The 21,808-nt window shown below is 67.2% G+C and carries 19 protein-coding genes and 2 pseudogenes; 15 read left to right on the top strand and 6 right to left on the bottom strand.

What is annotated here, in order from left to right:
- The first annotated feature begins 423 nt into the window (after positions 1-423).
- Complete coding sequence (locus ABZ297_RS04495; protein ID WP_355339261.1) at positions 424-729, top strand: hypothetical protein; 306 nt, start codon at positions 424-426, stop codon at positions 727-729.
- Here the strand turns inward: ABZ297_RS04495 and ABZ297_RS04500 are convergent.
- Positions 616-858: pseudogene (locus tag ABZ297_RS04500) on the bottom strand (transposase family protein); the annotation flags it as partial. The gene ABZ297_RS04495 and the pseudogene ABZ297_RS04500 overlap by 114 nt on opposite strands.
- Before the next feature lie 242 nt (positions 859-1,100).
- Positions 1,101-1,997 (bottom strand): LysR family transcriptional regulator, encoded by an 897-nt coding sequence (locus tag ABZ297_RS04505; protein WP_355339264.1) that lies wholly within the window; start codon positions 1,995-1,997, stop codon positions 1,101-1,103.
- 120 nt (positions 1,998-2,117) lie between these two features.
- On the opposite strand from ABZ297_RS04505, the gene ABZ297_RS04510 reads away from it, so the two are divergent.
- The 6 genes from ABZ297_RS04510 (at position 2,118) to ABZ297_RS04535 (ending at position 7,605) form a co-directional block, all read left to right on the top strand.
- On the top strand, positions 2,118-2,891 hold the full coding sequence (locus tag ABZ297_RS04510; protein WP_355339267.1) for an SDR family oxidoreductase: 774 nt from the start codon (positions 2,118-2,120) through the stop codon (positions 2,889-2,891).
- Between the two features lie 106 nt (positions 2,892-2,997).
- On the top strand, positions 2,998-4,338 hold the full coding sequence (locus tag ABZ297_RS04515; RefSeq protein WP_355339270.1) for an erythromycin esterase family protein: 1,341 nt from the start codon (positions 2,998-3,000) through the stop codon (positions 4,336-4,338).
- Complete coding sequence (locus ABZ297_RS04520; protein ID WP_355339273.1) at positions 4,295-4,555, top strand: hypothetical protein; 261 nt, start codon at positions 4,295-4,297, stop codon at positions 4,553-4,555. Before ABZ297_RS04515 ends, ABZ297_RS04520 begins: the two co-directional genes overlap by 44 nt.
- A 72-nt stretch (positions 4,556-4,627) precedes the next feature.
- Positions 4,628-5,092 carry a hypothetical protein gene (locus tag ABZ297_RS04525; RefSeq protein ID WP_355339276.1) on the top strand — a complete coding sequence of 155 codons (465 nt, stop codon included), beginning with the start codon at positions 4,628-4,630 and terminating at the stop codon, positions 5,090-5,092.
- A gap of 527 nt (positions 5,093-5,619) precedes the next feature.
- Complete coding sequence (locus tag ABZ297_RS04530; RefSeq protein WP_355339279.1) at positions 5,620-6,750, top strand: serine hydrolase domain-containing protein; 1,131 nt, start codon at positions 5,620-5,622, stop codon at positions 6,748-6,750.
- Between the two features lie 372 nt (positions 6,751-7,122).
- The gene (locus ABZ297_RS04535) at positions 7,123-7,605 is read left to right on the top strand and encodes a GNAT family N-acetyltransferase (protein ID WP_355339282.1); all 483 of its coding nucleotides are present in this window, start codon (positions 7,123-7,125) and stop codon (positions 7,603-7,605) included.
- A 159-nt stretch (positions 7,606-7,764) separates the two neighbouring features.
- Here ABZ297_RS04535 and ABZ297_RS04540 read toward each other — a convergent pair whose 3' ends face one another.
- Positions 7,765-8,313: a hypothetical protein gene (locus ABZ297_RS04540; RefSeq protein WP_355339285.1), complete on the bottom strand. Its 549-nt coding sequence runs from the start codon at positions 8,311-8,313 to the stop codon at positions 7,765-7,767.
- Between the two features lie 259 nt (positions 8,314-8,572).
- On the opposite strand from ABZ297_RS04540, the gene ABZ297_RS04545 reads away from it, so the two are divergent.
- The 4 genes and pseudogenes from ABZ297_RS04545 to ABZ297_RS04560 all read left to right on the top strand — a co-directional run.
- Complete coding sequence (locus tag ABZ297_RS04545; RefSeq protein WP_355339288.1) at positions 8,573-8,893, top strand: GYD domain-containing protein; 321 nt, start codon at positions 8,573-8,575, stop codon at positions 8,891-8,893.
- Between the two features lie 334 nt (positions 8,894-9,227).
- Positions 9,228-10,019, top strand: coding sequence for a hypothetical protein (locus ABZ297_RS04550; protein WP_355339291.1), 792 nt, complete (start codon positions 9,228-9,230; stop codon positions 10,017-10,019).
- An 891-nt stretch (positions 10,020-10,910) separates the two neighbouring features.
- The gene (locus tag ABZ297_RS04555; protein ID WP_355339294.1) at positions 10,911-11,948 is read left to right on the top strand and encodes a hypothetical protein; all 1,038 of its coding nucleotides are present in this window, start codon (positions 10,911-10,913) and stop codon (positions 11,946-11,948) included.
- A gap of 12 nt (positions 11,949-11,960) precedes the next feature.
- Positions 11,961-12,116 (top strand): annotated as a pseudogene (locus tag ABZ297_RS04560) (IS5/IS1182 family transposase); the annotation flags it as partial.
- 114 nt (positions 12,117-12,230) lie between these two features.
- Here the strand turns inward: ABZ297_RS04560 and ABZ297_RS04565 are convergent.
- From ABZ297_RS04565 to ABZ297_RS04575, 3 genes are read right to left on the bottom strand one after another with little or no spacing between them, the layout of a single operon-like run.
- Positions 12,231-12,887, bottom strand: a complete 657-nt coding sequence (locus tag ABZ297_RS04565) for a response regulator transcription factor (protein WP_355339297.1) — start codon at positions 12,885-12,887, stop codon at positions 12,231-12,233.
- Positions 12,884-14,023, bottom strand: coding sequence for a sensor histidine kinase (locus tag ABZ297_RS04570; protein WP_355339300.1), 1,140 nt, complete (start codon positions 14,021-14,023; stop codon positions 12,884-12,886). The genes ABZ297_RS04565 and ABZ297_RS04570 overlap by 4 nt, the downstream gene beginning before the upstream one ends.
- An 18-nt stretch (positions 14,024-14,041) precedes the next feature.
- Positions 14,042-15,904 carry a serine hydrolase domain-containing protein gene (locus ABZ297_RS04575; protein ID WP_355339303.1) on the bottom strand — a complete coding sequence of 621 codons (1,863 nt, stop codon included), beginning with the start codon at positions 15,902-15,904 and terminating at the stop codon, positions 14,042-14,044.
- Between the two features lie 528 nt (positions 15,905-16,432).
- Here ABZ297_RS04575 and ABZ297_RS04580 point away from each other — a divergent pair.
- The 4 genes from ABZ297_RS04580 to ABZ297_RS04595 all read left to right on the top strand — a co-directional run bounded on the left by ABZ297_RS04580 (position 16,433) and on the right by ABZ297_RS04595 (position 21,302).
- On the top strand, positions 16,433-17,818 hold the full coding sequence (locus ABZ297_RS04580) for a hypothetical protein (protein WP_355339306.1): 1,386 nt from the start codon (positions 16,433-16,435) through the stop codon (positions 17,816-17,818).
- Positions 17,819-17,892: 74 nt separating this feature from the next.
- Complete coding sequence (locus ABZ297_RS04585) at positions 17,893-19,152, top strand: AAA family ATPase (protein WP_355339309.1); 1,260 nt, start codon at positions 17,893-17,895, stop codon at positions 19,150-19,152.
- On the top strand, positions 19,149-20,390 hold the full coding sequence (locus tag ABZ297_RS04590) for a VWA-like domain-containing protein (protein ID WP_355339312.1): 1,242 nt from the start codon (positions 19,149-19,151) through the stop codon (positions 20,388-20,390). The genes ABZ297_RS04585 and ABZ297_RS04590 overlap by 4 nt, the downstream gene beginning before the upstream one ends.
- A gap of 120 nt (positions 20,391-20,510) precedes the next feature.
- Positions 20,511-21,302: a hypothetical protein gene (locus tag ABZ297_RS04595; RefSeq protein WP_355339315.1), complete on the top strand. Its 792-nt coding sequence runs from the start codon at positions 20,511-20,513 to the stop codon at positions 21,300-21,302.
- Positions 21,303-21,808: the final 506 nt, after the last annotated feature.

Below are 21,808 nucleotides of genomic sequence, written 5' to 3' on the forward strand. Positions count from 1 at the left end.
TCGGGCACAGGGCCGTAGGAGGAGGCGTATTGAGGCGTGATCGCCGTGCCATTAGCGTGCCATTAAGGGCTGTGAACAGCGGTCAATCACGGTCACTCGCGGGAGCCTGTTCGCGCACGTCGACGGCCACATCCTTCAAGATCAGGCCGATTTGCAAGCAGGATGTCAGGAGTTCGAATCTCCTAGGCTCCATCTCTTGAAACACCCCGCAACCGATCTTGGTGCGGGGCGTTCCGGGCTATTAACGGGCCATTAACCAGCGTCATCGTCTCCTTTCGTACGCGCCTTCTGCTCGGCCTGCACATACTCCTCTGCGCAAGGGGCGCGGAAGCCGGCGCTAAATGTAGAGATACGGTGCAAATAGCGTGAAACTATCGATCATAGTGTGGTACGGACGTCTGTCGAGCCGTCAAACTTCACGTCATGGCACTGTCCATGACAAAGGCGCCTCCTTGGTGGAGGTTGCCGGTTCTGATGGCACTTCTCGGCTGGTTGTTCCTGACAGTCACGTACTACCTATTCATACCGATCTTCCACACGATCTGGCTGTTCACTTGGCTGGTGATCGGTTTCGGATGGCTCTGGGCGGGACTCTGGACCTTCGCGGCCGTCCCGCTGCCCGCGCGACAACAAGGGACGATGGCGATGCCGCTTGAACGGCGTGCGGATCGTGCCGCCCGCGCCTTGATAGCCCTTGTCCGCAAAGGTCTTCACGCTAGCGGCGGGTAGGGCGCCGATCAGGCCGGCCGTCGGAGCGGGGCTCACAGCGTGCACGGCGCCCGGCAGCGCGGGCGAGGCCCACACCAGCCGCCCCATGGGGTCAGCCAGTACTTGCACGTTCATCCCGTGCTGCTGGTGGTCAGGGGCAGGGTCGAACTGCTGACCTTCCGCTTTTCAGGCAGCAAACACGTGTTCCGATCATGGTGACGACTCCCCTGACCTGCGCCTAACCGTCCGCTAACGTCTGTGCAGGTCCGTGATCAACTTAGCGGGTTGTCACTCAGTTGGTCACTCAGACATGAGTGCGACAGAGCCGCCTCACCTGCGACAACGCCCTCGCAGCTGCGGCGGCGTGTATGGGGTACGAGGCTGCTGGCCCTTCAGAGGCTGAGCAGGTCGAGGGAGCCGAGGTCGCGGACGGTCTGGGCGAGGGCGCGGATCATGTCGTTCTCCGCCTCGGCCGACCACACCAGCGCGAACTTCAGAGGATCGATATCCCGGACAGGCAGGTAGGCGATGTCGGGTCGGATGTAGTAACGGGTCATGTGGTGGGCAAAGAGGCTGACAGTCTCTCCGGTGGTGACCAGGGAAAGGATCTCCTCGGTACTTCTCGCCAAGGGGCCGCGCTCGATCCGATGGCCCGCAGGAGTGTGAGATGGGATGAAGCCGTCTGCCCAGTAGTCGGGCCTGGCCGGAGCGTCATGGTGCAGGAAATCGGCGAGCATCTCCAGCGAGCCGGTGGCGTGCCGGGTGAGTTCGTGATCGGCGGCCACGCCCAGCAGGCGCGGGTCGGTGAACAGGACCGGCCCCGTGGTCAGATCGGGTTCCTCGACGGGTAGCCACGCGACCAGGACGTCGATGTCGCCGCGACGCAACCCGGCGAACGGGTCAACGAAGGGAGCGATCCGGATCTGCAGCTTCCACTGGGGGTGGCGGCTGCAGAACGTGTCCCAGTAGCGCCGCAGGTCGTGGGCATTGTGCGGGATCATGCCCACCCGCAGCATGCCCGTGATGCCCTGGGCTGCCAGCTTGGCCCGGCGCATACCGTCCTGGAGGCCGGTGTACACCGGCCAGAGATCGTCGCGGAGCTGCCGACCGAGCGGCGTCAGCCGTACCGCCCGCGGAGTCCGCTCGAAGAGCGGGGCGCCGATCTGGCGTTCCTGCTTCTGGATCGCCTTGGTGATCCGGGCCGGGGTGACGCGCAGCCGTTCGGCGGTGCGGGCGAAGTGGAGCTCTTCGGCCAGGGTCAGGAAGATCTCGATGTCGCGAAGCTCCACGAGCCTCCCTCACGTTGCCTTGGGGGTTAATTCTGCATTGCACATTTTGTCGTTGTTTCGGGTGGTTCCCTGGCTGGATCCTAGTCGCCGGACGAAATCAGATGATTCTGGAGTAACGACATGACGCACGTGACGGGTAAGACAGCGCTGGTGACCGGGGCCTCGCGCGGGATCGGCCGGGCCATCGCGCAGCGGCTGGCGGCCGCGGGCGCGCTGGTAGCCGTGCATTACGGCAACAACGAGAACGCGGCCCTGGAGACCGTGCAGCTGATCGAGAAGGACGGCGGCCGGGCCTTCCCCGTGCGGGCCGAGCTGGGCGTGCCCGGGGACGTGGATGCCCTGTTCGCCGGACTGGAGGCGGGCCTTGCCGCGTGGACCGGCCGGGTACGGCTGGACATTCTGGTCAACAACGCCGCCATCAACACCGGGGGCCCGATCGACGCCATCACCCCCGAAGCCTTCGACCGCCTGATCGCGATCAACACCAAGGCGCCGCTGTTCATCATCCAGCGGGCGCTGCCGCTGCTCAACGACGGCGGTCGGATCGTCAACGTGACCACTGCGGCGACCCGGATCGCGATGCCCGAGGCGCCGTACGCGATGAGCAAGGTCGGCATCGAGGTGCTCAGCCGTTCGCTGGCCCAGACTGTCGGGGCGCGTGGCATCACCGTCAACGCCGTGGCGCCCGGGCCGACGGTGACCGACATGAACCCGTGGATGCTCGGCAACCCCGAGGTCCAGCAGATGGTCGGCACCGGCAACGCCATCCCGCGGGTCGGGCAGCCCGACGACATCGCCGACGTGGTCGCCTTCCTGACCTCCGAGGCAGGCCGCTGGGTGACCGGGCAGGTCATCGACGCCTCCGGCGGTTGTTTCCTCGGCCCGCGGATCTGAGCCGACAGCGCCCCGGCCCGCTGTCAGCACACCGTCGTCGGACTGTCAGCGCACCCCGGAAGTCTCAGACGTGCCCAAGCAAGCCCCTCATTCTTCGGAAGATGCCATGAAGACCAAGATTCTTGCCCTCAGCCTTGCCGCCGCGACCATCGCGGGGACCGCCACCCCGGCGTTCGCTGACACCGGTGACGCGGACGTCGTGGCTGCGCTCAACACGGTGGCCAAGCCGCTGGCCTCCACCTCGTCTGGTACCCATGCGCACGACCTGGACGCCTTCGGCGCCATGATCGGCAACGCCCAGGTGGTCGGCGTTGGGGAGGCCACGCACAGCACCGCCGAGTTCTACACCCTCAACCAGCGGGTGTTTCGCTACCTGGTGACCGAGAAAGGCTTCACCACCTTCGCCCGCGAGCTGAGCTGGAGCACCGGCGTGCGGCTCAACGACTACGTCCTGGACGGCAAGGGCGACCCCCGCGCGATCTTCCACGACGAGGTCAAGGGCCCCTACGACCTGTTCGACAACCGCGAGTTCCTCGACCTGGTCCAGTGGATGCGCGCCTACAACACCGGCCACGCCGACAAGGTCCAGTTCATGGGCGCCGACCTGCTCTACCCCGGCGACATCCTGTTCGACAAGGTGCTGGCCTACGTCAAGCAGCACCACGCCGACCTGCTACCCGAGGCCACCAAGCTATATGACGGGTTGCGCCCCACCACGAAGAACGCGGGCGAGTACATGGCGCAGGCGTTGGCCGTACCGCTGGACAAGCGGCAGGACAACGCGCGGCGGGCCACCCGGGCGCTGAAGCTGCTCCAGAAGCAGGGCGCCGACCGGTGGGTGGTGCAGCACGCCCGCGCCCTGTCACAGACCTTCACCGACTTCGCCTTCGATCAGGGTACGGCGGAGGGACGGCGGCAGGCGCAGGATTACCGGGACGCCGTACTGGCCGACAACGTGACCTGGTGGAACCGGACCACCGGCAACAAGATCCAGGTGTCGGGACTGAACGCGCACCTCAGCTACACCCCGATCGACACCGCGTTCGTCCCCAGCCCGATGGGCGGGAAGCTGCACAAGCGGCTCGGCGACCGGTTCGTCACCGTCGGTACCAGCTTCGACCGGGGCGGCTACAACTTCCTCACCGACGGCACCTGCCCGAAGGGATCCAAGCCCGCCGAACGTCCCTCGGCGTGCAAGGGCACCGTCAGCGCGGCGGGCGCGGACTACAACGAGTACGTCCTGGACCAGGTCCGCTACCGCGACTTCATCCTCGACACCCGCACCGCGCCGGCGGCCGCTCGGGAGTGGCTAGCCAAGGCCCGCCCCACCCGCCTGATCGGCGGCGGCTTCTGGTCACCCGACCAGGCTGTCCAGGCCTCCCTGGGCCGATCCTTCGACCTGGTTGTCCACCTCCACCAGGTCAAGGCCGCCGCACTCCTGCCCTAAGATCGGCAAACGCGCCGCCGTCGCCTCCTTCGCCAAGTGGGCCGTCCGCCACGACCTCCTGGACGCCAATCCGATGGACCGGATCGACACCGTCAAGGTGCCCAAGAGCCTGCCGCGCCCGGCTTCGGCCGCCGACGTGGCCAAGGTGCTGGCGGTGATCTGCTCGCGGCGGCTGCGCAAGGATCTGCCGCTGGACCGGCTGCGGCAGAAGCCCTAACTCACGCATCCTGATGTTCTCTACATCAGGATCTAGTTGTTCTTGTCGGAAGGGCTTGTGAAGGAGCTGCTCATGACCACCGACCCAACGATGACCCGGATCGGCCAGGGAGTGGAGTTGCATCACCACCAAGGCCAGCGTGACGCTGCTCGCGACTTGTTCGCGCAGATCTGGGACGACATCGGCGGTGAGCAAGGCGACCCGTTGCATGTTTGCGTCCTTGCCCACTCGATGGCCGACGTGCAGGACGACGTGCACCAGGAGCTGATGTGGGATCTGCGAGCGCTTGCCGCCGCCGATCTGGTCACCGATGAGCGGGTGGCCCAAGCTGGGGTGCCCCTTTCAGTGGCTGGCCTGTATCCGTCGTTACACCTGAACGTGAGTGAGTGCTATCGCAAGCTGGGCGATTTCGGCCGCGCCCGTGAGCATCTCCAGCAGGCGCGGGCCGAGATCGGCGCGCTTGGCGACGACGAGTATGGGCAGCTCATCAGGGGCGGCCTGGAGCGGCTGGCCGAACAGTTGGGTGAGGGCACCTGACTGCGCCCCGGCGAATTCTCTGCACTAGCTGTTGATCTTCTTCGTGGATGCTTTGAGCCGGGGTGCCCTCAGGCCAGGAGACCTAGGATTTCGGGCGTTTTCCAGGCCGTCAGATGCTGTTCGGGGTCAGTTTCCTCCTGCGCGAACTGGTTGATCAGCTCGGCGAGGGCTCGCCGGTCCTGCTCGGACGGTCCTGCAGGAACACTTCGGCAGTACATGGCTGTGTCCCTGGTGTGATGACACTGGAATCCGTCGCCTGCCACGAGGTCGGCTGAGTGACAGACTGCGTGACAATCGCCGTGGTCGATCACGAACGTTGGCGGAAGCGTTGAGCCCATCAACCGCAGTCGCCCGGTAGACCCGGTTGGAAAGTGCGGAACTGTCAGCCACCCCCGCCGTTCGCGCGGAGAAGCACCACGCACCGGCGCGCTGGACCGCACCTTAGGGGCTTATGCCGATCTAGCACTGCCCTCACTAGAACTTGTGGCTCGACAGCTGAGCATTCGGACTTCGCAGAGGGAGACTTCATGACTTTACGTCGAGCGACATTGACTGGCGTCGCGTCGCTGGCGTGCGCGGCGCTGGTCTTGAGCGCAGCAGGGCCCGCCGCCGCCTCGGTATCTGCCGGCGCCGTCAAGGTCGGGGACGTGCAGAAGGCGATGGAAGACTTGGTGAAGACGGGCCACGTGGTGGGCGCCATCGGCGAGGTGTACGTGGACGGCAAGCGGGTCGGGAAGGGGGCGGCCGGGTCCCGCCTGCTCTATGGCAAGGGCGGCGCGATCCCGTCGAACGCCCGCTACCGGATCGGCTCGCAGACCAAGGGCATGACCGCCGCCGTGGTGCTGCAACTGGTCAAGGAGGGCAAGCTGAGCCTGGACGACAAACTCAGCGCGGTCCTGCCGGAGGTGGCGGAGAAGGACCTGGTGGAGCGGGCCGACGAGATCACGGTGCTCAACCTGATCCAGATGACCTCGGGCATCCCCGAGTACATCGGCGCGGACACCATGGACCCCACCCGTAACTACCGCCCGACCGACCTGCTGGCGGCCTCGCGCAAGAACCCTCGGCCGGTGGAGATCGGGACCTTCAACCACTCCAACACCGACTACATCCTGCTCGGCATGATCATCGAGAAACTGTCCGGAAGGTCACTGGAGGCCGAACTCAACCGGAGCCTCTTCGCCCCGCTCGGAATGCGCGATACCTACCTGCCCGCAAAGGCGACCGAGGGCATCAAGGGCCCGCACGGGCACGGCTACGCCCCGGACGAGACGGGCACGCTGCGCGATGTCGACAAGATCAACGCCACCACCATGCTCGGCGCCGGCGGCGTGGTCTCCACCGCGCACGACGTCGGCGCCTTCAAGCGCGCCCTTCGTCAGGGCAGGCTCCTGCCGGAGTCCCTGAACAAACTGCTCACCGACCCGCCGCCTGGCCGGCCGCCGCAGCCCTCAGGCGGCCCGTGCGCCGGCAACCCCGAGTTCGCCCCAGGAGGCGGGGGCAGCGCCCCCGGCTTCTTCGCCTCGACCTACACATCCTCCGACGGCCGCCTACAGTTCGCCGTGTCCATGACACTGGCCATGGACAATGACGAGCGCATGACCACGGACCGACGCATCACCAACGCCCTCAAATCGGTGTTCTGCCCCGCGACTTAAGCCGCACATGACACTCCGCCGATCATGGACGTGGTCGCCGGGCCATTAGCGGGCCATTAAGGGCGGTCAGCAGGGGGCAGTCATGGTCACTCGCGGACTGCCTCTCGCTCAGGTCGCGGGTGTTTCCCCTGGTGATCGGCCCGATATGCAGGCAGGATGTCAGGAGTTCGAATCTCCTAGGCTCCACCTCGTTAAATGCCCCGCAACCGATCACGGTGCGGGGCGTTCGTGCCAACATCGACCTCGCCGTCAGGCCCATTCGTGGCTATGGCACCCTCTAAGTCCATGCACTTCAGGACAGGCACAACGGATGACGCCGAACCTATCGCAGCGCTGCAAACCGAGAGCTGGCAGACTGCCTACGCTGGAATCATGCCCGCCACCTACCTCAACGGACCGCTGCAGGAAGCGCGCAGGGTCTTCTGGACCACGCGACTCTCGTGGTCCACGCTTGAGTTTGTAGGTGAGAACTCCGTCTTGCTGCTCGTAGCGGTAGAGGGCATCGCGCTTCAGGGGTTCGTCTACCTGTGCCTGCAGCCTGACGGCCGGGTCCTGCTGGAAAACCTCCATGTTCTCCCCACACGCAAACGCTCGGGCATCGGTCGTCAGCTCATGCGTCACGCCTTCACCTGGGCAGTCGCCCATCATTCCGGTAAGGCCATCTACCTCGAGGTGCTCCGTGATAACGCGCCGGCCATCGGCTTCTACGAGCGAAGCGGCGGCCAGGCCACACGAGAGTTCATGGAACGCTTCCCGGCAGGCTTTGAACTACCCGTAGTCGAGTACACCTGGAGCCCAGACGCCGTCCAAGCCTTGGCGCACACGGGCGTCGCACCTGATCTCCTCGCGCCATAGATGCCTCCGGCGGAGATCTCTGCCGGCCCGAGACTTGGCGGACGTTCTCCGAGGGAAGCCGTCTGTGGCCGTCGGCATGCTCTCCTTGCGGCCCCTGAACCGGCGATAGATATACGTTCACGCGAAGACGAGCTTGGATCTCCGTCGCCGGCGATGTGATCAGACCCCTTCCACGAAACGCCCTACCCAGCTCGTGAACCGGGCTCCCAGCTCCCTTTCAGCTGCACGGACCAACTCGTTGGGATCGTCTGGTGGAGCGAGGTCGAAGGTTTGATCCAGCCACGCAAGATACGTCTCGTGGGCTCGACGGCGGCGGTCACCGTCGCGGTGATACCCCTCGTACGCGCCGAAGCCGACCCCTCCCCAGTCGACCCACAGTGGTCTGTCGCACGCGAGCTGCCGAAACAGATCCCGGGGGGTGCAGGCGATGAGATGAATCCCTCCCTCATCCCCGAACACCGCAACGGGCAAAGTCGACAGGTCCGTGCGGTCGTCCACACGCCAGAGGGCGTAGAACGAACCGGAGCTGTTGGCGTAAGCGAAAGGGAGAAAACCATCGAGGAACTCCGGAGCCTCCGACCAGCCATCATGTCGAGACTCTCCGAACTCGATCAGCTCGAACCCGTCCGAGATGAACTCGCCCTCTAGTCGTTCTTGAAGCTCGTTAAGCTGATTCAGTTCCGGCACGGGAGAGTATGTGTCGTTCATGGCTGCTGCTCCGTCGGGATGGGATCGCAAGATCGTCCGATGAAGGGTACCGATATGGCTCCGTCCTAGGTGGAAGGCCGTGCGCTCGCCGTAACGGTCACGCGCTGTAAGACCGCTGCAGGCTTCGCAGCGTAAGACTTCGACAGGGAAAACCAGTACAGCGGGTGGGGTTACCGTCACCCTAAGCTGAGAACTTCGACCCGTGACCGCAACGGCCGCCCCAGCGCAGGGTGGGCGGCACGAGAAGAGGGACTCGACCATGCCCAAGTATCTGATTCAGGCGACCTACACCGCAGATGGCCTCAAAGGAGTGTTGCAAGATGGCGGCACCGGACGCCGGCAAGCGGTGGAGCGCATGGCGGAAAGCGTCGGCGGCCGGGTCGAGCAGATGTATTTCGCGTTCGGCGAGACAGACACGTATGTGCTCGTCGACCTGCCGAGCAATGCGGCTTCGGCCGCTTTGGGTCTCACAATATCGGCGTCTGGGGCGGTACGAACGAAGACGGCTGTCCTGCTGACGCCAGAGGAGATCGACGATGCCGCACGGATGGAGGTGGCATACCGGGCTCCTGGCGCGTGAGAGCCGGGCGATTGCGGAGCGGACACCAGCAGCCCGGTCCTTGCCGACGGTTCGACTTCCCGGCCGCTCGCAGTGGTGAAGACCAGGCCAGTCTCCTGCCAGTCGTCCCCTGCGGTTTCACGGCCCTCCGTGCCCGTCGACGGGCACGAGACCGCCGCCCGTACGCTTCGGGCGCTTGCCCGCATGCCTCGCGCATTCCTTCGGGCGTGGTCGCTTGCAGCATCGATGAGAACGCTTCTTGCAGTCGGGCTTGCAATCGGGTTCGTGCCGGTGCTGCTTGCAGCCTTTTCCTACGGGCTGTCCCGTGCCATTTCACTCCGCAGGCGCCGTTGGGATGATCGTGGGCATGTCGACGGATTGGTCACGCCTTGAGCACGCCTACGGTGTCGCGACCGACCTCCCACAACTCTTCGAAGAGGTCGGGGATCCGGAGTTGGCTCCCAACGCCTGGCATGAACTCTGGTCCAGCCTCTGCCATCAGGGAACCGTGTACCCGGCAAGCTTTGCCGCCCTGCCTGTCCTGGCGGACATCGCCAGCAGCCGCATGCCCGGCGATCAGCGGGCAGCGATTTCGTTGGCCGGCCGTATCGTCGCCGAGGAAACGCAGCTTCACCGGCCGGGATACTGCCGTCAGCGCTACCCGGCCGAGATCGACGAGCTGCACCGGATCGTTCAGCGCCACCTGACAGAGGAGCCGTTCGAGGGCGACGAACACGACTACCTCTACCCGCTGGAGGACCTCCTGGCCTTCGAGGGCGTACCGGTGTGGAGCGAATGCCTACTCCCGAACCTCCACGACGTGATCTGCCCATCCTGCTCAGAGTGTCTGGAGATCGACCTCCACCACAGCCCCGACCCCGGCACTCGCCGTCGTGACCCACACGAGAGCGTGCGGAAGCTCAACTTCAAGGGGCCGACGGTGACCGGCATCCGCCCGGCGGAGCCTGCCGACCTCCAGCCGCTGGCCTCCCGGCTGTATCGCATGGCCGTCAAGGCCGGGCAAGCCGCGGCCGCCGAGCACCTGACCTACCTGTTCGGGCGCACGACGTGCCCGGCCTGCACCGTGGACTTCTCTGTGGCGGAGCAGATCGAATCCTTCTTTCATGGCAGTACGCAAACTGCCTGACGCTACACGTGGGTCGGCTCGCGGCGGCCCGAAGCGCGCCGGTGACGGCTTCTCACGCGACTGGGTAGGCATCTTCCAGTTCGCCGCTACGGCCCCAGTCGCGATGGTAGTCGCCGGGTTGCTTCAGGAACCGGGGTTCGATCGTCCGATCGCATACAGCTGGCGGGAGCCGCAGCCGGTTCGGGCACACCTGCTCGACTTTCTCGCAGCAGTGGCCGAGGGCACCGAGCCGGACCGAAGTGAGAGTGAACTCTGGTCGATCTACCACAATCCTCGGCAGCGGGACCCGGATGAACCGTGAGACATCGAAACGCCGGCCTGGGCGTACGACGCCGTCATGGGGTGCAGGAGCATCGCTCCCGCCCTGGTGGACCCAGTCCTGCGCTGCTTGTCCGACGACGATCCACGTACGCGTGCTGCGGCGACCTCTGCAGCGGCTGCGCTGTGCTTGGTTCCCACGGTTTCGAGCCGGCGCGCCTGCTCTCCCGCCCGCCATGGACCGGGGCAAAGCCGAGCCTTCGGGCGGGTCGGCGGCAGACGGGATGATCAGGGCGAGGGGTGCGCGCGTCGCGCGGAAGTGCTTAGGTGGCGGGCTTGATCGTCGTGCCATTGAGGGCGGTCAGCAGCGGTCAATCGTGGTCACTCGCGGATCGATTCTCCACGCAGGTCGGGGCCGTCGCCCTTGAAGAACAGACCGTTTCGCAAGCAGGGTGTCAGGAGTTCGAATCTCCGAGGGCTTCACTACGCAAAGTGAGGCCAGAGACACGGTGCAGAAACCCTGGACAAAGCGGCTGACTTCAGGTCACCTGCACCATCCGAGGCGCGTGAAACCATACGACTGTGCCAAACGATGCTATCCACGGGAGTTCGAACCAGTTCGCCGCTCGTCTCATGGCCACCGCCACTGCTCCGCTCGACCTCGCGTCGGCGGACGCCCCGCAGGTGTTGCACTGGCCCAGGCGCAGGCTTCTGGTGCAGCGCGGGGACGCCGAGCTGGCCGTCCACAACCTGGACGGGGATGAGACAGAGGTCCGCTTCCCCGCGCCCTGGCCCCGCCGGTACGGCTCGGTGGCGGTCTCTCCCACGGGTGATCTCGCCGTGTTCGCCGGCGTGCACGCGCTACGAGCCGTGGATTCGACCGGCGCCGTGCGATGGGAGATCCGGCACGGTTGTTGGTCCGCCGCCGTGTGCACCAAGGCCCATGCCTCGTTCTCCGAGTACGCCGACGACTACCACCACGGCCACGCGGACAGCGGCTCGGCGGCCTTCTCCTCGGACGGCCGGCTCCTCTGGGCCCACATCCGCAACCACGCGGGGCGCGACACCAAGGAGGAATGGCTGATCCTCGACCCCGCCGACGGCACGGTGCTGACCCGGGCCGAGACGATGACCGTGGGATCGGGCTCCACCCACTTCCCCCACCCGAACCCGGCGTACATGGGGCTGACGGTCGGCGAGGGCGAGGAGAACTCACCCGTGCTGTGGGGACACTGGGATGGCGCGAGGCTCACTGTCCAGTGGTTCATTGAGGAGGTCCTCCTCTGCGTGAGCCCGTCCGGGGAGTACTTCCTGACCACGGATCTGGGGCAGTGGTCCCTCTACCTGCACCGGGCGGAGGATGGCATGGAACTGCGGCATCTGGACGCCGAGGACGCTGTGCCTCCTCCCTCAAACGAGGACGACGACCGCGCTCGGTGGGACTACGAGGCGGCGTTCCCATACGACGACACCGCCGTGGTCGGCACCGAGTACCACGCGGAGGCCCCCCGCCACTGGCTTGTCGACCCACGCACGATGGCCCTGCGCGGCCGGATTGCCTACCCCTTCTCCGTCTCGGGATCTCCCCGATCGGCGGGGCAGGGCGCCTGGTACACAGTCTCCAAGGACCAGACCACCCTTCACCTGTGGAACCTGCCACACAGGGAATGATTCAATGGGCTCCACGCCAAGGCCCTGGCACTCGGCGAACGTGCTGTCGCCACCCTCAAGGCCGGGAAGATATTGACCAAGCAGCACTGCTGCCCTCGCCGCACGACCGCGATCGTGCAGGCCATCCTCGTCCTGCACTACACCGAGACCGCCCGTCGGCCACGATGAAAATGGCTCACTCGTACGAAAGCCCAGGTGAGGGATGGTTTCCCCGCCTGGGCTTTGATCTCTGTTCGGACTTGTCGCGCTTTCCGTGCCTGAGCCGTTCTTGAGGTGTCCAGGTCAACTGCCGGGTTGGATGATCCCGGACTCGTAGGCGAAGATGACCGCCTGGATTCGGTCGCGTAGGCCGAGCTTGGTCAGTACGGCGCTGACATGGCTCTTCACTGTGTGCTCGCTGAGCACCAATTCGGAGGCGATTTCCGGATTGGACAGCCCGCGGCCGAGGAGAATCAGGGTTTCCTGTTCGCGGCCGCTCAGGGCCTCCACGTTCTTGTTCCAGACGGGAGGACGTGCGTTCCGCCGGACGATGTCGTCGATGAGCCGCCGAGTCACGGCCGGGGCGAGCAGGGACTCCCCGGCGTTCACGACGCGTACGGCATGGACGAGATCGTCGCGGCGGACGTCTTTCAGCAGGAATCCGCTGGCTCCCGCGTGCAGCGCCTCGTAGACGTATTCGTCCTGGTCGAACGTGGTCAGGATGACGACCTTGGTGGAGGTCTCGGCGCAGATGACCTTGGCCGCCTCGATGCCGTTCATGGTGGGCATGTGGATGTCGAGGAGAGCCACGTCTGGTTGGTGGGCGCGTACCGCCTCGACCGCCTGGACGCCGTCGCCTGCTTCAGCGGACACCGAGATGTCGGGTTGGGTGTTGAGGATCAGTGCGAAGCCGCTGCGGACGAGTTCCTGGTCGTCGGCGAGTACGACGTTGATCGTCATGAGGCCGCCAGCGGTAGCCGTACAGAAACGGAGAAACCCTGATGGCCCGGGCCGGGGCCGAACGAAGCGGTGCCGCCGCAGGCCATCGCCCGTTCCCGAATGCCCTTGAGGCCGTGACCTCCGTCGGTGCCTTCGGAGTGTCCGCGGCCGTCGTCGATGACGTGGATGAGCAAGGCGTCCTTCCTCCAGTCCAGGAGAACCGTGACCAGGGTGGCGCTGGCGTGTTTGACCGTGTTGGTGAGCGCTTCCTGTACTACCCGATAGGCCGTGGCCTCGGCGTCGGGCGGCAATGTTCCCGGGACGCCGGAGATCTTGATCGTGGCGCGCGTTCCGGCGCGATCGACACCCTCAACCAGGGCCGGGATCTGATCCAAGAGGGGGACCCCTCCGGCTGGATCGTCCTTCAGCAGTCCCAGTAGCCGGCGAACCTGTGTCATCGCGCTCCGCCCGGCCGAAGCGATGGTGTCGAACGCCGCCTCGGCCCGTTCAGGCTCTGAGCGGACGATCAGCGGCCCGGACTCGGCCTGAACGATCATCAAACTGATCGCATGTCCCAGGATGTCATGCATGTCTCTGGCGATCGCCGCACGTTCACGTACGGCCACGCGCTGAGCCTCCAACTCCTTCTCTCGCTCGAGTTGGCGGGCGTAGGCCTGCCGGTTCGCCGCCGATCGCCCTATGGCCCACGCTGCGCCGTACATGACCAATCCGCGTGTGATCGTGTCCGCGCCGGGTTCTTTCAGGACAAGGCCCGTGATCTGCAGGCCGATGCCGCCGAGGAGGATCGTGGCCGCCCATGCGCGTTCCCGTCGCGCTCCGGTTGCGGCCACCGTGTAGATCGCGACCAGCACCGCGTAGGCGACCGGTTGCGGCGCCGTGTCGGCCCTCAGGCCGTAGACGACGGTCGCGAGCAGCACCACGACGAGGACGGGGACCGGTGCGCGCCGCCGCCAGATCAGCGGCAACGCCTGCCCGAGGACCGGCAGGTACTGCGAGAGGGTCCATCCCTCCACCAGATCCGCAACCCTGGACGTCGCCAGGAAGGGCGCCGTATGAGCCACGAGCACGGCCAGCGCGATCGCGACATCGAGGACAGGTGGCGGAATCTGACGCAGCACACCACGGGAAAGCGACATAAGGGTAGAAATCATAATTTACGTGTACGGAGGGCCGACGAGGTTGTAGATGGTCGCGACGGTCGCGAACGACGTTGCGGCCAGCGCGCTCACCATGTACGAGAGCCTTCCGGGCAGCCGCCACCACCGCTTCCACCACGCGGCGGCGGCGCAGAACACCACGCAGGCAGCGAGCGGGACCGACAGCGACGCCAGCCCCAACATGGTGATCAGCGATGGCGAGCCTTCGAGAACGATGGGCAGCGCGCGGCTCTGGTCCGCCATGAGCGTTCCCAGGCCCACAATGGACACGATCACGGTCACACTGGTCAGCCAGGCGAGCAGTCGGGCGATCCTGGCGGCTCGGGGATGCGCCGGACGCCTGCGCGCCCGCCTGACGACCGCCACCGCGGGCATCCCGATCAAGGTCGCCGCGAGTACGACGATGCCGAAGGCCGCCAGGCCCAGGTGAACCCAGGGGTGATCGAGAAGACCGATCCTGTCGAAGACGACTGTGCTACCGCTGATCGCCAGCACACCGGGTTGAGGAAAGGCGATTCGACTCCAGCCGCCGCTTTGCTGGAACACGCCAGGCTCGATCTGTGTCCAGTACGTCGGCTTGCCCTCGATGCCCGTCGTGCGAAGACGGCCGTCACCGGCCGGCGTCACGTGCACGGGTGTGCCGAGCAGTGACCGCAGCTTGAAGATGCTGCCGTGGCTGGTCCGGCTACTGAGGTACCAGCCCTCGTACTGTTCGGAGGTCGCACCCGCCAAGGGCTTGGCCGCGGGCGGAGACAGGGCCGGCAAGTAGTGGTCGACGATCTGTTCGGCCAGTCCGATGCCGTCAACGCCGTCCCGGCCCTTGCCGTCCCCGTTGGAGAGGACTTGGAGGCCGATGTCCTGATCGGGCAGCAGGACCATGAAGGCGTGCATGCCCGGCATGTCGCCGCCCTTGAACAGCAGCCGATGCCCCTTATAAGGCATCTCCTCGAATACGTAGCCCATCCCGGACAGCCGCGGATCCTCAGTGTGCTGCTGCCGTTGCATCTGCTCGGCGATCCCCGGACCGAGCCGGGGGTCGCCGGACAGCTGGGCGATCATGTAACGACCCATGTCCGCGGCCGTCGACACCGGACCCGCACCGGAGGCGGAGTAGTTGGCGCAGGTGACCTTGGTGGGTGCGCCGTCGGAGGTATACGCCTCGGCCACGGCTTGGCCGCCGCAGGCGATGGCCGAGTTCTCCATATCGAGAGGGGCGAATACGTTGCGCTGGACATAGTCGGCGTACGGCAGGCCCGACACGGTCTCGACCAGGTAACCGGCGAGCGCGATGCCGTAGTTGCTGTAGGTCACCGTGCCAGGCGGACGGACCCGCGCAGGCTGGGTGTCGGCCAGAGCCCGGCCAAGTGGTTCGACGTCCTTCGGGTCCTCGCCTCCGCTCCCCACCAGGTAGTCCTCGTCGAACCCCGCCGTATGCGTCAGCAGGTTCCGCAAGGTGACCGGCCAGCCGGGATACGTGTTCTTGATCTTGAAGGTCGTAAGGTAGGTGTTGACGTCGGCGTCCAGGTTGAGCTTGCCTGCCTGGACCATCTGCAGCGCCGCCTGCGCGGTGAACAGCTTCGTCTCTGATCCGACGAGGAAGCGAGTGCGCTCCGGGTCCACGGGGATTCCGCGCTCGACGTCCGCCAGGCCGTACCCCTTCGAGTACACCTGCCGACCGCCTGCCACCACGGTGACCGCCGCGCCGGGCACCTTCTCCTCGGCCATCGAGCGGGCGACGTATCCGTCGATCAGTCCGCCGATGCCCGAGAGATCCGGCGGTTCGGAGGCATGCGCTGGAGCGATCGCCACCCCCATGGTGATGACCGCCGACGACACAACGGCGATGAGGCTGCTCAACATGCTGTCCAGATTCCTGGAACGGAACATGAGGCACATCGCCGAAGCCACCCATCTTGGCCTCCCTCGCGCGGGGGAAATGCTCCAGCCGGGCAGGTAGCGAGCCTGATCGCCGTGCCATCAAAGCCGGCCAACAGGGCGGTCACGGGCTCTCGCGGTCTGCCCCCTGCCCAGGTCGCGGCCGTTTCCCTTGGTGATCAGGGCTCTCCTGTGGTCCGGGCGTACGCCATCCGCGCGCGTACCTCGCCGAGCGTGCGCGGACGGTAGCCGGGGCCGCCACAACAACTCTTGTGGAAACGGACGCCCGCGTGCAGCAACAGCGAGAGCGTCCGCCAGCCTGCGGTGTCCCGCCGACGCGGCGCTGCGAAGGCGCTGCATGGCCGGCCGCCGCACGTGCTTGGGGCGGACCGTGAGCCAGGGGTGGTTCCTCACGAAACAGCGTGGCGGATCCACTGCGCGAAGTTGTACGCTCCTCCAGATGAACACCTCCTTCAGAAGATCGGGGGTCCTGTTCGCACAAGGTGAGTGCTGATGCACTACTCGGCTGCGAACGGGGATTCCCGTCTTTCCTGCTGGCTGCGCGTGCGCGAGTTCGCCGTGCCGCCCTCCATGATTGAATCTGCGACCGCCCGCCGTGCCACCGGAGATTGGGCGGGAGCGTGTGCTGCGGCACACGTCGACGTCGATCTGAATCTGCGCTGTGCGGCTCACGCCTACGGCCAGGAGTTCGCCGCCTGCCTCCGGGCCGATCTCCGCCATCTGGCTCCTGACCTGCTGCGCTGGCACATGCCGAGGATCGCGCCGGACGGGCTGATGCGTCCGGGCCTGACCGTCTCGCTGGCCCGGTACGACCCGATGGGGCGTGGCGACGGCGGCACGGTGCACCTCGTGGCCCGGACGCCGCCGGCTTGGGCGGATGCCGGTCAACGGATCAGCCTGGCTCTGTGGGACGGGTCCCGGCTCGGGGCCGGTCTGCATCCGCATCCCCGCCCTCATCGGCGCTTCCGCCTCGATCTGCACCGCCACCTGTGGGATGTCCGCAGGGTCGGTGAGCTCCGGGTCCGTTCTGGGGCGGATCGGCCACCCGACGACGGACGTCCCACTCCGAACCTGGATATGCCGCTGGCGCGTGACTGCGCCGTGGACCGGTGGGCGCCCGAGGCGTGGATGCTGCTCCGCACGATAGGGCGGGCCGGTGGCGCGGTCGCCGTACGGCTCGGGGGGCGGCGTCGACTGGTACTGGATCTGGCCGTGGACGGGGATACCTCCGGGCTCCCGGCGCTACGGATCAGGACGGCTCCTACGAGGGGTGACGCGTCCGCGCTGCCGGTGTTGCCCGATGCGGCGACGTGGGTGCTGCCCGACCTGGCGTTGCTTCGCGCCGGGCTGATCGAGGCCGACCGGCTGCACCCGCTCGTCGCGTCGGCGCTCGTACTTGGCCGTTCGCCGGTCGGCGGGCCGCGGAGCCCTGAAGGGGGAGGCGGTCCGCGCCTGGTCGAGTGCCGTGGCGCCCAGCACCGGATCGGTCTCGTGAACGAGGTGCTGGTCCCGCTGGACCACGGCCCTGCCGAGATCCGCCGCGAGAGGTTGCTGGCCGCACTGACCGGCACCCCGCTGCCCTGCCTGCAGGTGATCGACGAGGCCCACCGTGCCCCGGACTGTCTGATCGACGTCCGGGCACGCCTGGACCACGGCGACACTGCCGGCGCTCTGGCCGCCGTTGAAGGTCTCCTCGGCCCCGGTGCGCCGCTGCCCAGGGGCGCTCTGCGGGACGAGTTGGAGACGGCGGCGCAGCGGCGCATCGAATATGGGCTGTTCCGGGCCGAACTGGCCGAGCTCGGGCAAGGCCCGGCCGCCCGGCCAGGGCGCCGCTCCCGCGGCGACCGGGCACGCCCGCGCCACACGACATTCCGCTGACGCCGCGAGCTCATCCTCGCGCTGTCCCACCGCCTTCCTGTCCCGGCCCAACCAGACCTCAAAGGTGATCCAGCATGCCCGCATCTTCGTCTGTCACCGTCGGCGCGTCCTCCGGTCCAGCTCACGGCTCCCGGCTGGACATCGCCGCCGACCTCCTTGCCCTGCTCCACGACACCGCCACGGAGCCCCGCGTCGACACGCAGTTGGAGGCCCTGACCCTGGCCGTGGCGGCCGACCTGCCGGTGCTGCTGTCGGGAGAGCCGGGGATCGGCAAGACCGCGGCTCTGAAGCAGCTCGCCGCGGCCCTTGACCTGCCGCTGACCACGGTGATCGCCAGCGTGCACGAGCCGTCCGACTTCTCCGGCCTGCCCGTGGTCGGTGACGACCCCGCGGTGCAGGGCGTCCCTATGGCTCCGCCGGACTGGGCCGTGCGCCTGGCCCAGGCCGGCCGTGGGCTGCTCTTTCTGGACGAGTTGTCCACGGCGCCGCCGGCCGTCCAGGCCGCTCTGCTCCGCCTCGTGCTGGAGCGGCGGGTCGGCGCCCTGCGGCTACCGGCCGGTGTCCGGATCGTGGCGGCTGCCAATCCGCGGTCGTCCGCGGCCGACGGCTGGGAGCTGAGTCCGCCCCTGGCGAACCGGTTCGTTCATCTGCAGTGGATGCATGACCACGAGGTCGTGGTGCGCGGCCTTGGCGGAACCTGGCCGCGGGCGTCGCTGCCACGGCTCGACCCGGAGCGGCTGTCAGAGGCTGTGACGTTCGCCCGACGTGCGGTGTGCGGCCTCCTCACCGCCCGCCCCGCCCTTGTGCATCGGCTGCCGAGCAACGAGGCCCACCGGGGCGGTCCATGGCCCTCACCCCGCAGCTGGGAGATGGCGCTGTGTCTGATCGCCTTCGCCACCGCGGCGAACACGTCCAGGGAGGTGCTGTCCATGCTGGTCCGGGGGACGGTGGGGGACGGTCCAGGGCTTGAGCTGCTGGCCGCCATGGACCGGATGGACCTCCCGGATCCTGAGGCGCTGCTGGCCGACCCGGCGGCGGCCGACCTGCCCGAGCGGGGCGACCTGCGCCAGGCCGTGCTCGACGGCGTGGTCGAGGCGGTCCGGAGGCGGCCGGAGAAGTCCCGCTGGGACGCGGCGTGGGAACTGCTGGTGCGGGCGTTGGAGACCGGGGCCCCGGACCTGGTGGTCGTACCCGCGTCAACGCTCGCCGCGCTGCGCCGCCCGGATTGGGATGTCCCGGCGTCGATCGAGCAGCTCACCGGGGTGGTGTCCTTGGGCAGGCGGGCGGACAAGGCTGCGGCGCGGGTCGCGGCCGGCGCTGGGACGGGACGATGACGCCCGGCGTAGCGGGGGCACTGGACCTCGAGAAGCTCTTCGCCGCCCGGCTACACGCCGCCCGGGTCCGGCCCTACCTGGCGACGGCGCTGTTCGCGCTGCACACGGTGGAGTCGCGGCTCGTGCCCACGATGGCCGTGGACCGGCACTGGCGGTGCTACGTCTCGCCGGCGTTCGTCGCCCGGACCTCCGTGGAGGAGCTGGCAGGGGTGTGGGTGCACGAAGTCTCCCACCTGCTGCGCGACCACCACGGTCGAAGCGACCGGGTCGCGTCGGAGCGGGGACTGACCGGGTCGGGGGAGCGGCTGCGGATGAACATCGCCGCGGACTTCGAGATCAACGACGACGTGTTCGGGGATGGGCTGGCCCGGCCCGAGGGCGTCGTCGAACCGGGGATGCTGGGGCTGCCCGAGGGGGAGCTCATGGAGGACTACCTGCGCCAGTTCCGGCTCGGGCCGTACACACAGGGGCTGGTCTGGCTGGATTGCGGCAGCGGCGCCGACGGACTGGAGCGGGAGTGGGAGATCGGACCGGAGGGTGCGAACGGGCTCAGCGCGCAGGAGCGAGACGCGGTCCGGTTCCGGGTGGCGCAGGGCATCACCGCCCGACCTGGGGACGTCCCGAAGGGGTGGCGGCGGTGGGCGGAGGAGGCGTTCCATCCGTCACAGCCATGGCGGGAACTGCTCGGCGCGGCGGTCCGCTCGGCGGTGTCCGGCCCGGGTGCGGGTGAGGACTACACCTACGGCCGGCCGTCGCGGCGCTCCGCCGGCCTGCCCGGCGTCATCCTGCCGAGCCTCAGGCGCAGGCCGCCTCGAGTCTCCGTGGTCATCGACACATCCGGGTCGGTCAGCGACGCCGAACTGGGCAGCGCGCTTCTCGAGGTCGCCGCGATCGTCCGCGCCGTGGGCGGCCGGCGCGACCTGGTCAGCGTGCTGTCGTGCGACGCGGCGGCCCGGGTCGTGCAACCGCTGTGCCGCGCCGAGGGAGTCACGCTGGTGGGCGGTGGCGGGACCGACCTGCGTACGGGCTTCGCCAAGGCGCTGCGAGCAAGGCTGCGGCCAGACGTCATCGTGATCCTGACCGACGGGCAGACCCCCTGGCCGGACGCGCGGCCACCATGCCGGACAGTGGTGGGGCTGTTCTCGCGGAGGAGGGCGGCCCGGTCGTGGGACGAGAACGATCCTGACTACACGCCGGACGCGCCGCCCGAATGGGCGCGGGTGGTCGACATCGGCTAGAGAGGCTGTGGAGCTGGGGTTACGGGTGCTGAAAGTCCAGTCGGTGATGGGTGGTGCCGTGGTGGCCGGCCGGGCGTGAGATGGCCTCGATCGGCGGCGATGCCTGGTCTGGAGAAGGTCGTGAACGTCGCGTGCGACCCGAACGCGCTCGTCACGGCGATCCGAACAGCCAACGGGATCGGAGTCGCCAGGCTCATTCTCGCGTCGCGCTGCGTCTACAACTACACCACCGCGACCGCCCCCGGCGACGCACTACCGATCATCACGGGCGACATCACCCTGGTGGGCGGGCCGAGTACGAAGATCAGGCGCGATTCGGCCGCACCTGACGCCTTCCGCGTCCTGGAGGTCGCATCCGGGGCGACGCTCCACGTCGAAAGGATCTCCATTCTGGGCGGAAGCACGGCGGGCTTCGGCGGTGGAATCCTCAACGCCGGCACCGTGGTTCTGGACCAGACCACCCTTGCCGGCAACCACGCAGCAAACGGCGGCGCGTTCGCTAATAACTCGGGCGCCGAAGCGACGATCTTCCTGAGCCGGTTCAACGCGAACTCGACATCGAGCGTCGGAGGCGGTGCGATCCTCAACGCGGGGACGTTGACGATGTCCAAGAGCGTCCTGGCCGGTAACAGTGCACCAATCAACGGCGATGGACTGAACACCCAGCCGAACGGCGTGTCGCACCTCATTCAGAGCACCGTGGAAAACAACATATCCGGCAGCCTGGGAGGAGGCATCTCCAACCTGGGAACTACCACGCTCGATCGCGTCCCGGTCACAGGGAACAAGGGGTCCGGCGGCGGTGGAATCGCCACCGGCAATACCAATGTCAGCATCCGGAACTTGAATATCCGTGACAACATCCCCGATAACTGCAGCCCGATGAACACCATTCCGGGCTGCGTCAACTAGCCGTCCCCGGTCACCGTTCGGAACCCGATGCTGAGGGCGTGTCCGGTGGATCTCTGTTCGGCTGTGGGACGAGCAGAGATCCACCGGCCGCGTACGGGTGGGCAGTCATGCGATCGGTGCGTTACGCCTGCTCAACCACACCGACATCGCCGAGGGCACCCGCTGGGCACGCGACGACTTCCGCAACCCACGCATCGCCCTCGGTCTCGCGACATGAGAACCGGTCGAAGCACTCCGCCGGGGCCGCCCCGCTGGATCCGCGACGTGCGAGAGCGTCCCGCAAGCAGGCCGGCGACGCGGGGGCTTTCGGGGCAACTGCCGTATGGCTACTATCAGGCCACTAATCGCCTACTTTGGCGCTCTTCGTCATGGGCGCACCGATCTGTGAGGAGAGTGTCCTGCACATGGCTGGATGGGGCAGGGTCGGGCGACGACGAACGAGCACCGTGGGCGACGGGAACGGGTTATCGGGGTCAGCCGGCGGCGGGCCGCCGCGACCGGCCGGT

The sequence above is a fragment of the Nonomuraea sp. NPDC005983 genome, assembly GCF_040614375.1.
Taxonomy (GTDB): Bacteria; Actinomycetota; Actinomycetes; order Streptosporangiales; family Streptosporangiaceae; genus Nonomuraea.